11 protein-coding genes are annotated in these 15,762 nt (G+C 71.8%); 9 read left to right on the top strand and 2 right to left on the bottom strand.

From position 1 onward, the window contains the following. The first annotated feature begins 1 nt into the window (after position 1). From mmsA to DEJ49_RS12290, 7 genes are all read left to right on the top strand, one after another. The gene (gene mmsA, locus DEJ49_RS12320; RefSeq protein ID WP_150184179.1) at positions 2–1,504 is read left to right on the top strand and encodes a CoA-acylating methylmalonate-semialdehyde dehydrogenase; all 1,503 of its coding nucleotides are present in this window, start codon (positions 2–4) and stop codon (positions 1,502–1,504) included. 101 nt (positions 1,505–1,605) lie between these two features. Next, positions 1,606–1,950 carry a 5-carboxymethyl-2-hydroxymuconate Delta-isomerase gene (locus DEJ49_RS12315; protein ID WP_150184178.1) on the top strand — a complete coding sequence of 115 codons (345 nt, stop codon included), beginning with the start codon at positions 1,606–1,608 and terminating at the stop codon, positions 1,948–1,950. 386 nt (positions 1,951–2,336) lie between these two features. Continuing rightward, on the top strand, positions 2,337–3,761 hold the full coding sequence (locus tag DEJ49_RS12310; RefSeq protein ID WP_150184177.1) for an APC family permease: 1,425 nt from the start codon (positions 2,337–2,339) through the stop codon (positions 3,759–3,761). A 160-nt stretch (positions 3,762–3,921) separates the two neighbouring features. Beyond that, positions 3,922–6,585, top strand: a complete 2,664-nt coding sequence (locus DEJ49_RS12305; RefSeq protein WP_190329331.1) for an alpha/beta fold hydrolase — start codon at positions 3,922–3,924, stop codon at positions 6,583–6,585. After that, positions 6,582–7,478 (top strand): ABC transporter permease, encoded by an 897-nt coding sequence (locus DEJ49_RS12300; protein ID WP_150184176.1) that lies wholly within the window; start codon positions 6,582–6,584, stop codon positions 7,476–7,478. Before DEJ49_RS12305 ends, DEJ49_RS12300 begins: the two co-directional genes overlap by 4 nt. Before the next feature lie 120 nt (positions 7,479–7,598). Further along, the gene (locus DEJ49_RS12295) at positions 7,599–8,642 is read left to right on the top strand and encodes an RICIN domain-containing protein (RefSeq protein WP_223832808.1); all 1,044 of its coding nucleotides are present in this window, start codon (positions 7,599–7,601) and stop codon (positions 8,640–8,642) included. Positions 8,643–8,820: 178 nt separating this feature from the next. Next, on the top strand, positions 8,821–10,485 hold the full coding sequence (locus DEJ49_RS12290) for a vWA domain-containing protein (RefSeq protein WP_223832807.1): 1,665 nt from the start codon (positions 8,821–8,823) through the stop codon (positions 10,483–10,485). On the opposite strand, the gene DEJ49_RS12285 is transcribed toward DEJ49_RS12290, so the two are convergent. Next, a complete protein-coding gene (locus DEJ49_RS12285) occupies positions 10,482–12,281 on the bottom strand; it encodes a hypothetical protein (RefSeq protein WP_150184174.1) in 1,800 nt (599 codons plus the stop codon). The genes DEJ49_RS12290 and DEJ49_RS12285 overlap by 4 nt on opposite strands. 72 nt (positions 12,282–12,353) lie before the next feature. Further along, positions 12,354–12,824 (bottom strand): SCP2 sterol-binding domain-containing protein, encoded by a 471-nt coding sequence (locus tag DEJ49_RS12280; protein ID WP_150184173.1) that lies wholly within the window; start codon positions 12,822–12,824, stop codon positions 12,354–12,356. Between the two features lie 81 nt (positions 12,825–12,905). Here DEJ49_RS12280 and DEJ49_RS12275 point away from each other — a divergent pair, with 81 nt between their 5' ends. Together DEJ49_RS12275 and DEJ49_RS12270 are read left to right on the top strand one after the other, a co-directional pair. Further along, positions 12,906–13,628 carry a TetR/AcrR family transcriptional regulator gene (locus DEJ49_RS12275; RefSeq protein ID WP_411757156.1) on the top strand — a complete coding sequence of 241 codons (723 nt, stop codon included), beginning with the start codon at positions 12,906–12,908 and terminating at the stop codon, positions 13,626–13,628. A 156-nt stretch (positions 13,629–13,784) separates the two neighbouring features. Then, complete coding sequence (locus DEJ49_RS12270; RefSeq protein WP_150184172.1) at positions 13,785–15,716, top strand: AMP-dependent synthetase/ligase; 1,932 nt, start codon at positions 13,785–13,787, stop codon at positions 15,714–15,716. Positions 15,717–15,762 lie beyond the last annotated feature (46 nt).

The following is a 15,762-nucleotide window of genomic DNA, read 5'->3' as shown; positions in this document are numbered from 1 at the left end:
CATGACGAAGACCGTGAACCACTGGATCGGTGGGAAGGCCGTCGAGGGCGCGTCCGGTACGTACGGCCCGGTCACCGACCCGGCGACCGGCGCCGTCACGACGCAGGTCGCCTTCGCGTCCGTCGACGAGGTGGACGCGGCCGTCGCCTCCGCCCGCGAGGCCTTCGCGACCTGGGGCACGTCCTCGCTCGCCAAGCGCACCGCGATCCTCTTCAAGTTCCGCGCGCTGCTCGACGCCAACCGCGACGCGATCGCCGAGGCGATCGTCGCCGAGCACGGCAAGGTGCACTCGGACGCCCTCGGCGAGGTCGCCCGCGGCCTGGAGATCGTCGACCTGGCGTGCGGCATCACGGTGCAGCTGAAGGGCGAGCTGTCGACGGAGGTGGCGTCCCGCGTGGACGTCTCGTCCATCCGCCAGCCGCTGGGCGTCGTCGCCGGCATCACGCCGTTCAACTTCCCCGCCATGGTGCCGATGTGGATGTTCCCGCTGGCCATCGCCTGCGGCAACACCTTCGTCCTCAAGCCGAGCGAGAAGGACCCGTCCGCGTCGATGAAGATCGCGGAGCTGCTGAGCGAGGCGGGGCTGCCGGACGGCGTCTTCAACGTCGTGCACGGCGACAAGGTGGCCGTGGACCGTCTCCTGGAGCACCCGGACGTGGCCGCCGTCTCCTTCGTCGGCTCCACGCCCATCGCGCGCTACATCCACACCACCGCCTCCGCCAACGGCAAGCGCGTGCAGGCCCTCGGCGGCGCCAAGAACCACATGCTGGTCCTGCCGGACGCCGACCTCGACGCGGCCGCCGACGCCGCCGTCTCCGCGGCCTACGGCTCGGCGGGCGAGCGCTGCATGGCCATCTCGGCGGTCGTCGCGGTCGGTTCGGTCGCCGACGAGCTGGTCGGGAAGATCAAGGAGCGCGCCGAGAAGATCAAGATCGGCCCCGGCAACGACCCGACCTCCGAGATGGGCCCGCTCATCACGGCCGCCCACCGCGACAAGGTCGCCTCGTACGTGACGGGCGCGGCGGCCGAGGGCTGCGAGGTCGTCCTCGACGGCACCGGCTACACGGTCGAGGGCCACGAGGACGGCCACTGGATCGGGCTCTCGCTGCTCGACCGCGTGCCGACCACCGCCAAGGCCTACCAGGACGAGATCTTCGGCCCGGTCCTGTGCGTGCTGCGCGTCGACACGTACGAGGAGGGCGTGGCCCTCATGAACGCCTCGCCGTTCGGCAACGGCACGGCGATCTTCACCCGGGACGGCGGCGCGGCCCGCCGCTTCCAGCTGGAGATCGAGGCGGGCATGGTCGGCGTGAACGTGCCGATCCCGGTGCCGGTGGGCTACCACTCCTTCGGCGGCTGGAAGGACTCGCTCTTCGGCGACCACCACATCTACGGCAACGACGGCACGCACTTCTACACCCGCGGCAAGGTCGTGACCACGCGCTGGCCCGACCCGTCGGACGCGCCGGCGGGCGTGGACCTCGGGTTCCCGCGCAACCACTGAGCCGCCCCCCCCCGGCTCACGAGCCCCCGGCCCCGGCCGGGGGCTTCGCCGTTTGTTCACCGTTCTACGATGTGTGTGCACTACATGAAAGGCCGTGAGCCATGCCGCACATCGACATCGACTACGCCGACACCCTGTCCGGCGCCCTGGATCTGCCCGCCCTCGTGGCGGAGCTGCATCCCCTGGTCGTGGAGCGGGTGGACTCGGTCGGCGTCGGCAAGACGTTCTGCCGGTCCGCGCCCGCGTTCGTGGACGGCGGGCCGGGCGCGGCGTTCGTGCACGTCACCGTGGGGATCCTGGCGGGTCGTACGCAGGGCGTGAAGGCGGCGCTCGCCGAGGACGTGCTCGCGCTGCTCGGCAAGCATCTGTCCGGGGTCGAGGGCGCGACGTACTCGGTGGAGGTCCGGGACCTCGACGCTTCGTACCGGCTGTACCCGACGCACTGAGCGCTGTGCCGTCGTAACCCAGCGTGGAGCAGGGCCGTCCGGAATTCGGACGGCCCTGATTCTTTTTTGGCGCCGCCCTTGCGGTTCCCGTGCACAGGGTGCAATTCGGGCAGTGAAGCCTGTCGCGTTCATATGCCTGCAATACGAAGGTCATATTCGTCGAAGGCATGTTCATTGCGACCCGCACGGGCAAACTCTTGGGAAAGCGAGGTGACTTGGGGAGCAGTGGGTCTGCGGATTCCGTAGGTAAATGACCGTTGACGTTCCGGTTGCCGCCGGGGTTCGATGACGCGCCGGGAGCCACCGAAACACCAGCTCAACAGCCTTCGGAGGCGATAGCGCTCCCGCCGTACTCCTGCCGCACGAGTCGATCGGAACCGCGCTCCATGACCGATACGCTTCGCCCGCTCCAGTCAGCCACCACCGGTGAACCCCCGGCGCCGGTGGCCGTCCCTGGCGATCCCCAGAAGCTCAAGCGCTCCATCGGCGTCGTCGGCGGCACCCTGCTCACGCTGTCGTGCGTGACCCCCGCCTCCACGCTCTTCGTCGTCGTCCCCGACCTCTTCTCCTCCCTCGGCACCGCCACCGCGCTCACCATCGCGATCGGCTCGCTGCTCTGCGTGGGCGTCGCGTTCTGCTACTCGGAGCTCGGCACGCTCATCCCCAGCGCGGGCGGCGAGTACGCGATGGTCTCGACGATGGCGGGGCGCCTGGCCGGCTGGCTCGTCTTCGTGCTGTCCCTGCTGGTCGTGATGATCGTGCCGCCCGTGATCGCCATGGGCACGGCCGACTATCTGGCGCCGGTCATGCACCTCGACCCGTCCTACGCGGGCGCCGGCGTGATGATCTGCGCCACCCTCGCGGGCCTGCTCGACCTGCGGGCCAACGCGTGGATCACCGGCATCTTCCTGGTCCTGGAGGTCGTGGCCGCCGGTGTCGTGGCCGTCCTCGGCTTCGCGCACGCCGAGCGGGGCCCCGGCAGCCTGACGGACCTCACGGTGGCGTCCGGCTCGGGCGCCGGGTCCGGCGGCGTCGACACGGTCACCGCGATGCTGATCGTCTCCGGCCTCGCCATCGCCCTCTTCGTCACGCAGGGCTTCTCCACGGCCGTCTACCTCTCCGAGGAGATGGAGAACCCGCGCCGCAACGTCGCCCGCACCGTCCTCGCCACCCTCGCCATCTCCACCGTGATCATCCTGGTGCCGGTCGTCGCGATCACCATGGGCGCCGAGAGCCTGACCGCCCTCACGGAGGGCGACATCAGCGCGATGGTGACGGCCTGGTCGAACTCCGCGGTCGGTACGTTCGTCAGCCTCTGCGTCGCCCTCGCGATCATCAACGCGGGCATCGTCATGGTCATCCAGAACTCCCGCGTCCTGTTCGCCTCCGCCCGCGACAAGGCCTGGCCCGCACCGGTCAACAAGGCCCTGTCCAAGCTCGGCGCGTCCGGCGCCCCCTGGGTGGCGACGCTCCTCGTCGGCGTTCCCGGCGCGCTCCTCTGCTTCGTGAACCTGGACACCCTGTACGGCGTCACCGGCGTCTCCGTGACCGGCATGTACCTGCTGGTGGCCGTCGCCGCCCTGCTGGCCCGCCGCGGCTCCCACGGCACCGGTCACGCCTGGCGGATGCCGCTGTGGCCCGCGGTGCCCGTGGTCCTGATCGCCGTCCTCGGCTACGTACTCAGCCAGCAGGAACTGCCCTACCTCGGCTGGACCGGCGGCATCGTGGTCGCGGCGACCCTGTACTGGGCGCTGTACCTGCGGCCGCGCCGCGAGACCCGGTGGCTGGTGAGCGTGCCGGAGGAGTCCTGAGAGCCTGTCTTTGAACCCCCGCCTGCGCCCCGACGCCCGACACGTGTGCTCGCCTACGGCAACCGCGGTACGCGGGCGCGGAGTCTACTCCCGGGGGAGGCCCGAGGGTTCAGACCGGCGGCTGCCCCGGTTGTCGGTGGGCGCCCGTACCTTTGACGGTATGGATCTACGACTGCCCAGGCCAAGGATGTCCGTGCCGCGCGGGCCGCGCAGGCTGATCGCCGCCGCGGCCGCCGTCGCGGTGCTCGCCGGGGTGGGCACGTGGTCGGCGGTCGCCTCGGAGGACGAAGGCCCCGCCGTGCGGCGCACCGACCGCATGGTGGACACCGGCGGCGCGCGGATCGACACCTCGTACTTCACGGCGGGCGACCCGGACACGAAACGGCCCGCGATCCTCATCGGGCACGGCTTCGGCGGCAGCAAGGCGGACGTGCGCGAGCAGGCGGAAGACCTGGCCCAGGACGGGTACGCGGTCCTGACCTGGTCCGCGCGCAGCTTCGGGAAGTCCACCGGCAAGATCGGGCTCAACGACCCCAAGGGCGAGGTCGCCGACGCCCGCAAGCTCATCGACTGGCTGGCCACACGCCCCGAGGTGCAGCTCGACAAGGACGGCGACCCGCGCGTGGGCATGACCGGCGCCTCGTACGCGGGCGCGGTCTCCCTGCTCACCGCCGGGTACGACCGGCGGGTCGACGCGATCGCCCCCCAGATCACGTACTGGAACCTCGCCGACGCCCTGTTCCCCGACGGCGTCTTCAAGAAGCTGTGGGCCGGCCGCTTCATCAACACCGGAGGCGGCTGCGAGAAGTTCGAGAAGCGGCTGTGCGCCATGTACGAGCGGGTCGCCGAGGCCGGCAAGCCCGACGCGCAGGCGCGCAAGCTGCTCGCCGAGCGGAGCCCCGTCGCCGTCGGCGACCGCATCAAGGTCCCGACGTACCTCGCCCAGGGACAGACCGACTCCCTCTTCCCGCTCGGCCAGGGCGACGCCATCGCCAAGGCGGTCCGCGCGAACGGGGCGCCCGTCTCCGTCGACTGGATCGCGGGAGGGCACGACGGCGGCGACCGCGAACAGGGCCGCGTCGAGGGACGCGTCAACGACTGGTTCGACCGCTACCTGAAGGACGACAAGAGCGCCGACACCGGCCCCGCGTTCCGCGTCACCCGCACCGGAGGCGTCGACTCCACCGACGGCGCCGCCCGCAAGCGCGGCGCGAGCGCCGACGCGTACCCGGGCCTGGAGAGCGGCACGCGCGCGGTGCCGCTGCGCGGCCGCGAGCAGACCTTCGACAACCCGGCGGGCGCCAGCCCGCCCGCCATCTCCGGGCTCCCCGGCGTCGGCGGCAGCCGCCTCTCCCAGTTCGCCTCGCTCGGCGTCGGCATCTCCGTGGACTTCCCCGGACAGTTCGCCAAGTTCGACTCGGCGCCGGTCCGCGACGACTTCCGGATCACCGGAACACCCACCGTCCGCGCCCACGTGAAGTCCTCCGGCGACGACGCGGTGCTGTTCGCGAAGGTGTACGACGTCAGCCCCGACGGCAAGCAGCAGGTCCTGCCCTCACAGCTCGTCTCACCCGTCCGCGTCACGGACGCGCGGCAGGGCAAGGACGTCGAACTGCGGCTGCCCGCCGTCGACCACAAGGTGCAGAAGGGCCACCACCTGCGCCTCGCCCTCTCCTCGACCGACTTCGGATACGCGTCGCCGTACGAACCCGCCACGTACACCGTCTCCCTCAAGGGCGACCTGAAGGTGCCGACCGCGCCCGGCGTGGACACCGCGGCCGCGCCGCTGCCCGCCTGGGTGTGGTGGCTGCCCGCCGCGGGCGCCGTGCTCGCCCTCGGCCTGCTCGTCACCGCACGCAGGCGCACCACCGCACCCGCCCCCGACCCGGCCCTCGCCGAAGTCCCCCTCCAGATAACCGACTTGAGCAAGCGCTACGCCAAGTCCAGCGACCGGTACGCCGTACGGGACGTCTCCTTCACCGTCGAGAAGGGCCAGGTCCTCGGCCTCCTGGGCCCCAACGGCGCGGGCAAGACCACCACACTCCGCATGCTCATGGGCCTCATCCGCCCCGACGCGGGCGAGATCCGCGTCTTCGGGCAGGCCATCAGGCCCGGCGCGCCCGTCCTCTCCCGCGTCGGCGCGTTCGTCGAGGGAGCGGGCTTCCTGCCGCACCTCTCCGGCCGCGAGAACCTGGAGCTGTACTGGAAGGCGACCGGCCGCCCTGCCGAGGACGCCCACCTGGACGAGGCCCTTCAGATCGCGGGCCTCGGTGACGCGCTGGCCCGCGCCGTGCGGACGTACTCCCAGGGCATGCGGCAGCGCCTCGCCATCGCCCAGGCCATGCTCGGCCTCCCGGACCTGCTGATCCTCGACGAACCGACCAACGGCCTCGACCCGCCCCAGATCCGCGAGATGCGCGAGGTCATGATCCGGTACGCACGCGGCGGCCGTACGGTCATCGTCTCCAGCCACCTCCTCGCCGAGGTCGAGCAGTCCTGCACGCACCTCGTCGTCATGGACCGCGGCCGGCTCGTCCAGGCGGGCCCGGTCGCCGACATCGTGGGCTCCGGAGACACGCTCCTCGTGGGACTCGCGGAGGACATCCCCGACCCGCTGGTGGAGAAGGTCGCGGCCCTGCCCGGCGTCGCGTCGGCGGTCCGCGCGGACGACGGCCTCCTGGTGCGCCTCGACGGCACGGAGCACGCGAGCGCCGTACGCCTGCTGCCCGAACTGGTCCGTCTCGACGTGCCGGTGGAGTCCATGGGCCCGCACCGCCGCCTCGAGGACGCGTTCCTCACCCTGATCGGAGGCACCACCGCATGACCGCCCCCAGTGCTTCCGGCACCCCGAGCGGCGCCCCCACGCTGGAGCGCCCGACCGCGCCCGGCTACCGCGCGCGGCGGACCCTGCCCCTGCGGGTCGAGGCGGTCCGCCAGCTGAAGCGCCGCCGCACGCTCGTCATGGGCGGCATCATGGCGCTCCTGCCGATCGTGCTCGTCATCGCGTTCGCCGTCGCGGGCGGCTCACCGGGCTCCCGCAACGGCGACGTGACCCTGATGGACACGGCCACGGGATCGGCGGCGAACTTCGCCGCGACGTGCCTGTTCGTCTCGGCGGGCTTCCTGCTCGTCATCCCCGTCGCGCTGTTCTGCGGCGACACCGTGGCCTCCGAGGCGAGCTGGTCCTCGCTGCGCTACCTGCTGGCGGCGCCCGTGCCGAGGGCCAGGCTGCTCTGGTCGAAGATGGCAGTCGCGCTCGCCATGAGCGCCGCCGCGATGATCCTGCTTCCCCTCGTCGCCCTCGCGGTCGGCGCGGTGGCGTACGGCTGGGGCCCGCTGGAGATCCCGACCGGCGGCACGCTCCCCGCGGGCACGGCGACCCGCCGCCTGCTCGTCGTCGTCGCGTACATCTTCGTCTCCCAACTGGTCACCGCGGGCCTCGCGTTCTGGCTCTCCACGAAGACGGACGCGCCGCTCGGCGCGGTCGGCGGCGCGGTCGGCCTGACCATCGTCGGCAACGTCCTGGACGCGGTGACCGCACTCGGCGACTGGCGCGACTTCCTCCCCGCGCACTGGCAGTTCGCCTGGGCCGACGCGATCCAGCCACAGGCGGAGTGGGGCGGCATGATCCAGGGCTCGGCGATCTCGGTGTCCTACGCACTGGTGCTGTTCGCGCTGGCGTTCCGGGGGTTCGCGCGGAAGGACGTGGTGTCTTAGCGGGTGACGCGGGGCCCCTGCCAGGTCAGCGGCTTGTACGCCGTCCGTCCCGGACAGGCGGCGGGCGAATGTGGCGACACGCCGTTGTCCCATGGGCAGGTACGCACCAAGATGGTGAGCATGGGTAACTCGGGGGACTTACCGCCGTACGAGGACGTGGCGCCGCACGGGGCGCGGGACGTCGCCGGTTTCGTCGCGGCCATGCGGCAGCTGAAGAAGCGTTCGGGGCTGACGTATCGCGAGTTGGAGGAGCGGGCGGCCCGCAGGGGCGACGTCCTGGCCCGCAGCACGCTCGCCGACGCACTGCGCCGCACGAGCCTTCCGCGCCCGGAGGTCGTGGCCGCGTTCGTGCACGCCTGCGGGGACGGGGACCGCGTCGACGCGTGGCTGGCCGCGAGAGACCGGATCGCGGCCGGGAACCCGACGGCTGAGCCCGCCCCGGTGCGGGATGCCGTCGTCGACGCGTCGTGGGTGACGGCGACGCCGGTGGAGGTGCGGTCCCACGCGATGGACGTACGGTCCCGCGCGGCGGACGCACGGTCCCGCGCTGCGGACATGCGATCCCGTGCTGCGGACGTGCGGCCGCGCCGCGTCAAGGCGGTCACCGCCGGGGCGGCGACCGCGCTCGCGGCCCCGATGCTGGCCCTCGTCGTCTGGGGGCTGCTCGCCGACGACTCCGACGACTCCGACGCCGACGACTCCGGCAAGCCGACGGCATCGGCCTCCGCCCCCGACGGCTGGGTCACCATCCGCCCCGCCCGCACCGCCGACCTCTGCCTGACCGACGGCCGTGACCGTGCCGGAGCCTATGACAGCGCCGTCGCCGTGCAGCTGCGCTGCGCGAAGGCGCCCGTCCCGCGCACGTACCTGGAGCCGATCGGGGAGGAGCTCTACCGCATCCAGTGGCACCACCCCGAGATGGGCAGAGGCTGCCTGACGGTCATGGGCGAGAAGCAGCTCAAGGGCATGCTCGAACCCCGCCAGGATTGCGAGCACGCGACCGTTTTCCGCCTGGAACCCGCTGACGGGGCGTTCCGACTGCGTCCGGCCACCAGCGGCCGGTGCATCGGCATAGCCGGTGACGACACCACCGTCGGCGCGGAGGCGATCGAGGAGCGCTGTTCCGGCGCGGCGGATCAGCGGTTCCTGGTGCGGCCGGGCTGACGACAGCCCGGCCGGGCCGACGACGGCCGGGGCAGTCCTCCGGGCCCCGTGGCCGCATCGAGACTTTTCCGCAACGGTTCCGAGCGATCGTACGAAGGCCCTCCCGCGTCACAGTCATGTGAGCGGACGACGCGAGGGGGACCGGATGGGGACGCGGCGGAGCGGACGGACGGGCAGGATGCGGCAGGGGGTGCTCGCCGTGGCCGTGGCGGGCGGCCTCGCGCTCGCCGGGTGTTCGGGCGGTGGCGGGAGCGACGTCCACCGGGCCACCGGCGACAGCGGCGAGAAGCGTGACGGCGCGCCGCTGCCCGCGCCCGCGCCCGCCCTGCCGAACGGTGGGGCGAACGGCGGGGCGAGCGCCGCCCCCGGTGAGCAAGGCGACGACGAGCGGCGGGAGTTCGCACCGGACCACCTGTCGACCTTCGCCCTGGACGTCGACACCGCCTCGTACGGCTTCGCGCGCCGCACCCTCGCCGAAGGGCGGCTGCCCGATCCGTCGACGGTGCGCCCCGAGGAGTTCGTCAACAGCTTCCGGCAGGACTACCCGAGGCCCGACGGCGACGGGTTCTCCGTCAGCGTGGACGGCGCGCGCACCGACGACGAGGGATGGTCGCTCGTCCGGGTCGGCCTCGCCACGCGCGGCGCACCCGCGGAGGCCGAACGTCCGCCCGCCGCCCTCACGTTCGTCATCGACGTGTCGGGCTCCATGGCGGAACCCGGCCGCCTCGACCTCGTGAAACAGTCGCTCGGCCTCATGACCGACCGGCTGCGCCCCGACGACTCCATCGCCCTCGTCACCTTCAGCGACACGGCGAAGACGGTCCTGCCGATGACACGCCTCGGGAACGCCGGGAACGCCGGGAACGCCGGGGACGCCGGGGACGCCGGGAACGCCGGGGAAGCCGGGGACGCCGGAGGCAGTGGAGACGCCAGGGACGCCGGAGACGGGCGCGCGCGTGTGCACCGGGCCATCCACCGTCTGGAGCCCACCCAGTCCACCAACCTCGAAGCGGGCATCACCACCGGCTACGACACGGCCGTGCGCGGCCAGAGGGACGGCGCCACCAACCGTGTCGTCCTGCTCTCCGACGCCCTCGCCAACACGGGGGAGACCAGCGCGGACGGCATCCTGGACCGCATCTCGGACGCCCGCCGCGAGCACGGCATCACCCTCTTCGGCGTCGGCGTCGGCAGCGACTACGGCGACGCCCTGATGGAGCGGCTCGCCGACAAGGGCGACGGCCACACGACGTACGTGTCGAACGAGGAGGACGCGCGCGACGTGTTCTGCGAGCAACTGCCCGCCCACATCGAGCTGCGGGCCCGCGACGCGAAGGCGCAGGTGTCCTTCGACCCGAAGACGGTCGAACAGTTCCGGCTCATCGGGTACGACAACAGGAAGGTCGCCGACGACGACTTCCGCGACGACTCCGTGGACGGCGGGGAGATCGGCCCCGGCCACACGGTGACCGCGCTGTACGCGGTGCGGGCCAGGCCGGGCGCGGGCGGCCATCTGGCCACGGCGAGCGTGCGCTGGCTCGACCCGGAAAGCCGCGCGCCGCACGAGGAGTCGGACCGTATCGAGACGTCCGGCCTCGACGGGTCGCTCGGGGAGGCGGACGCGGGCCTCCAGGTCGCGGCGGTCGCGGCGTACTTCGCGGACGGCCTGCGCGCGGCCGCCCCGCCCGGCGGCCACCTGGACCGCGACCTCCCCGAGTCGGTCCCCGCCACGCCGTCCCTCGCGGAGCTCTCCGAGTGGGCGCACGCGCTGCCGACCCGCACGCAGCAGGTCCGTGAACTGACGTCGTCGATCGACGAGGCGGCGCGGCTCACCGGTGGCTAACGTCCGCACACCTGTTGTTCCGCCCGCACCGGGTCATTCGGGAAACGGAAGGCCGTCCGCTGCACCGCCCCCGTCAGGTTCCGCCAGAAACGGCCGACCGTCAGCGGCGCGCGGGTGGCGGCCCGCAGCTCCGCGAGGGGCCCGCAGCGCAGAGCCCGGCGGGCGGCGTCGACCCGGTTCGGGTCGAGACCTTCGGGCACGTCGGCCGCGCCACGCTCGGCGACGATCCACTCGTCAGGCAGCCGCTTGTCGTGTCCCACGCGGCCGTTGACGAGGCCTTCGGAGTGGGCGGCGAGAGGGTAGGCGAGCCCGATGGGGTCGAGGGCCGCGCCGGAGAGCGGAACGACGGACCCGCTGAAGCCGAGCGTGTTGTAGACCCCCGTCACCCCAGGCGCACCACCCGCCACGGGCGTCTGGGCGAGGAGCAGGCTCGGATCGCCGCTCCGCGCCGCCTCCCGTACGAGCGTGGCATACGCCCGGTTTCCGGGCTGTCCCGCGAAGTCGTGGTGGAGGGGGTGAGGAGCGGCGTTCTGACGTACGTACACGCCCCGCTCGTCCGCGATCCCGCTCGCGTCGATCCGCCCTTCGTACGGCACCCGCAGCGCGCCCGCGCACGCGACGGCCCAGACGCCGACCACCACCGCGGCGACGCCCCATGCGCGCGTGAGGGGCACCAGGAAGACGGGCAGCAGCATCAGGAGCAGCCCCGGCAGGAACATCCGGCCGTGCATGAAGTCGCCGCCGACCTTGATGACGTAGAGCCAGCAGAGGGCACCGGCGAGGACGGGGGCGACGACGGGGGCGAGGACGGGAGCTACGAGAGGGGCGGCGTCCCGCAGGGTGGCGGGGCCGCCGGGGCCGCGTACCTGTCGTACGACGGACCTTCCCGCGTACAGCATCGCCACTCCGATCGTGGCCACCGGCACCCACAGCGCGTACGGCCCCGTGAAGTCCCAGAGGTAGTCGAACCCTCGCCCCCACAGACTCCGGGAGGCCTCCTTCGTGACGCCGGGCAGCGGCATCAGATGCCCGTAGTACCCCATGCGGAAGATCTCGTACGCGACGGGAAGCGCCCCGGCGACCCCGGCTCCGGCGAGCGTCCCGCGCCACGTCGGCCGTACCGCCACCCATTGCGCGGCGAGGAAGACGACCGACACCAGCGCCAGGTCGGGCCGTACGAGAGGCCCGAGGCCGAGCACGGCGGAGGTCACGAGCGAGCGGGGGCGCGCGACGAGCGCGAGCCAGGCGCCCGCGATCCAGCAGGTGGCGAGCCCGGTCTCCAGGCCGGAGGTGGCGAAGTCCCAGACGGGCGGGAGGGCGAGCAGGACGAGCGCGCCGCAGGGCACGAAAAGCCCGCGCCCGCCCCGGCCCACTCCCCGCGGCCACATCGTCCCCAGCCGAAGCCGCATCGCCCCTGCCCCCGCCAGCGCGAACCCGGCAACGGTGAACAGCAGCCCCCCGTACATCGCCACGGTCGCCACATCGGCCCCCGTCGCCCCGCCCGCCACCAGCAGCCACTGCCACAAGGTGCCGGTGGACGACTCGGCGCGCTCGCCCGCGTTGAAGACGGGCCCGTTGCCGGCGAGGACCTGCCGGACCGTGCGGACGTAGATGTGCCCGTCGTCGGACATCCACCGCCGCCGGAAGCCGGCGAAGCCGATGACGAGCGCGGGCAGCAGGCAGGCGCCGAGCCGGACGAGGGCCCGCCATCGGCCGGGCGCTCCCGCATCCGTTCCCGGGGAGGCTCCGGCGACGGCTTCGGGGTCACGGACGGAGGTGTACGCGGACGTCGTCATGATCACTACATCGGCGCGGGCCGACGACGGCTTGAGAGGGCCGCAGGCACAGGACCCCGGTGATGGGGGGCGTCAGACCTTGGGAATGTCGAAGTACCGCGTGAGCCCCGCAGCCAGCGCCACATCACCCACGACCCGTACCTTGCGCATCATGAACAGCGCGACGGGCCCCACGTTTCCGGAGACCAGCTTGAGGAACTCGGCGTCGGCGAGGATCAGCGTGACCCGCGGCTTCGACTCCGACTGCCCCTCGCGCACGACACACGTGCCGTCGGCGATGTCCGTCTCGTACACCACGTCCTCGTTGCCGCCGCTGCCGGTGATCTGCCAGCGGATGAGCGCGGTCACCGAGGCCGCGGCCTCCGGCTTGAACTGTCGTTCCATTCGCCCGAAGACTTCCTGGAGGATGCGGCCGCGCAGCGTGCCGTCCTCGGCGAGCTCGGTGAACTGCTTGCTGGAGAGCCCCTTCACGATCCGCGCGAACTCCTCGGGCGTGACGCCGGCGAAGTCGAGTTCGGCGATCCTGCTGATGTCGTCGGCCACGTCAATCTCCTTACTCTGCAGTAAACTTACTATGCGGTAAGGTAATCGTCGCCAGGGAGGCTGACAAGGGTGAGCGCAAGGGTGAGCGACACATCCGAGGACGCACAGGACCCGAAGGGCGCATCGGACCCGAAGGGTGCACCGGCGTCGAGCGGAAGCCGGGCCCCGCGCAGGCGGCGGGTGCCGCGCCGTGAGCGGGAACGGCAGATCGTCGACGTGGCGGTCCAGGTCTTCGCCAAGCGTGGCTATCACGGCGCGTCGGTGGACGAGATCGCCGAATTGGCGGGCATCTCGAAGCCGATGGTGTATCTGTACCTGGACTCCAAGGAGGGCCTCTTCCTCACCTGCCTGCGGCGCGAGGCGGAGCGCCTGGTCGGCGCCTTCCAGGGCGCGGCGACGGCGAGCGGCGCGACCCCCGAACTCCGGCTGCACGCGGGCCTGCTCGCGTTCTTCGCCTTCGTCGCCGACCACCGCGACAGCTGGGTGGTGCTGCACCGCCAGGCGTCGGAGCTGAGCGAGGCCATCGCGGCGGCGGTCGCCGAGGCGCGCGTCGCGGTGATGGCGGAAGTGGCGGGACTGGTGCGCGCGGGCATCGCGGAGGCGGGCCCGACGGCACAACTCACCGACGAGGACGCGGACTTCGTGGCGCACGCGCTGGTGGGCGCGGCGGACTCGCTGACGGACTGGATGGCCCGGCACCCCGACCAGTCACCGGAGGGCGTGACGCTGCGGCTGATGAACATGGTGTGGGTCGGGATGGGCCGGGTCCTGGAGGGGGAGGCCTGGAAGCCGGCGGCGGACTGAGTGCGCGCTTCCCCTTGAAAATTCGTTACGTGCCAGTAAGTTGACCCCCGAGTAAGCGCGCGCCGAACGCCTGCACCTGCGCACATCAGCGCATGCGCATATCAGCACCTGCGCACATCAGCACATCAGCCGGGAACCGGAAGCCGGGGAGCCGTCATGGGCGTACGCAAGGATCTGAAGAGGGCACAGCGCCACAGCGACCTGGCGGCACGTGCCGAGGTCGCACTCATCAAGGACGAGCACGGCACGGTGCGCGAGGCGCGTACCGCGCCCCTCGTGCCCCGTCCCACCGCGGGCAGCACGGCGGACATCCCCTTCACCAATGCGGTCGAGGCCCCCGACACCGTGGTCCTGCGCCGCAAGCAGGGCGGCAGGTGGCGCCCCGTCACGGCCGCGGCCTTCGCGCGCGAGGTGACGGAGACGGCCAAGGGCCTGATCGCGGACGGCCTGGAACCGGGCGGCCGCGTCGCACTCATGTCCCGTACGCGCTACGAGTGGGCCGTCCTGGACTTCGCGATCTGGGCGGCGGGCGGCCAGACCGTCCCGATCTACGCGACGTCGTCGGCGGAACAGATCGAGTGGATAGTCCGGGACTCGGGCGCACGCTTCCTGATCGCGGAGACGCCGGAGAACGCGGAGACGGCGAAGGGAGCCCTGACTTCTTCGGCCACCCCCACAGAACCCCCACGCATCCGCACCATAGACGGCGACGCGCTGGCGCAACTCGCGCTCCTGGGCCGGGAGTTGTCGGACGAGGAGGTCACGAAACGCAGGTCAGCGCTGACCCCGGACTCCATCGCGACCCTCTGCTACACCTCGGGCACCACGGGCCGCCCCAAGGGCTGCGTCCTCACGCACGGCAACCTGCATGCGGAGGCGGCGAACACGGTCGACCTGCTGCACCCCGTCTTCAAGGAGATCACGGGACAGGTCGCCTCCACGCTCCTCTTCCTGCCGCTCGCCCACATCCTGGGCCGCAGCATCCAGATCGCCTGCATGATGGCGCGCATCGAGCTCGGCCACTGCCCGAGCATCAAGCCGGAAGAACTGCGCCCGGAGCTGCGCGCGTTCAGGCCCACCTTCATCGTCGGAGTCCCCTACCTCTTCGAGAAGATCCACGAGACGGGCCGAGCGACGGCGGAGAAGATGGGCCGAGCCGCGTCATTCGACCGCGCCGAACGCATAGCGGTGCGCTTCGGCGAGACGCACCTGAACAAGTTCCTGGACGGCAACGCTCCGACCCCGTCCCTCGCCCTCCGCGCGGCCTGGGCGCTGTACGAACTCCTCGTCTACCGCCGCATCCGCAACGAGGTCGGCGGCCGCCTGCGTTACGCGATCAGCGGCGGCTCCCCCCTCGACCGCAACCTGAACCTCTTCTTCTACGCAGCCGGGATCGTCATCTACGAGGGGTACGGCCTGACCGAGACCACGGCCGCCGCCACCATCACCCCGCCGCTCAGGCCCCGCCCCGGGACGGTAGGCCTACCAGTGCCGGGCACGTCCATACGCATCGCGGACGACGGGGAGGTACTGATCAAGGGCGGCATCGTCTTCGGCTCGTACTGGCACCACCCGAAGGCGACGGACGCGGTCCTGGCCAACGATTGGTTCGCGACGGGCGACTTGGGCGCGCTGGACGGCGAGGGCTACCTCACGATCACCGGCCGCAAGAAGGACATCCTCGTCACGTCGGGCGGCAAGAACGTCTCACCGGCGATCCTGGAGGACAGACTCCGCAGCCGTTCGCCGGTAGGCCAGTGCATCGTCGTGGGCGACAACCGCTCGTACGTGGCGGCGCTGGTGACCCTCGACCCCGAGGCGGTCACCCACTGGCTCACCGTACGCAAGCGCCCGACGAACACGCCCCTCGCCGAACTGGCCCACGACCCCCAAATGATCGCGGAGGTCCAGAAGGCGGTGGACTACGCGAACGAGGCGGTCTCGAAGGCGGAGTCGATCCGCAAATTCGCCATTGTCGACGGCGAGTTCACAGAGGACAACGGCCTGCTCACCCCCTCCCTGAAGATCAAACGGAACGCGGTGACGGAGGCGTATGCGGGGGAGATCGAGGAGTTGTACGGCAAGTAGCAGCCGACCCGGCAACACACCGGGCGCTGACCGCACGGGCCGGAGC

Origin of the sequence: Streptomyces venezuelae (genome assembly GCF_008642335.1) — a bacterium.
Lineage (GTDB): Bacteria > Actinomycetota > Actinomycetes > Streptomycetales > Streptomycetaceae > Streptomyces > Streptomyces venezuelae_F.
The sequence above is the reverse complement of the archived record's forward strand: the minus strand, read 5'-3'. Positions and strand labels throughout refer to the sequence as shown.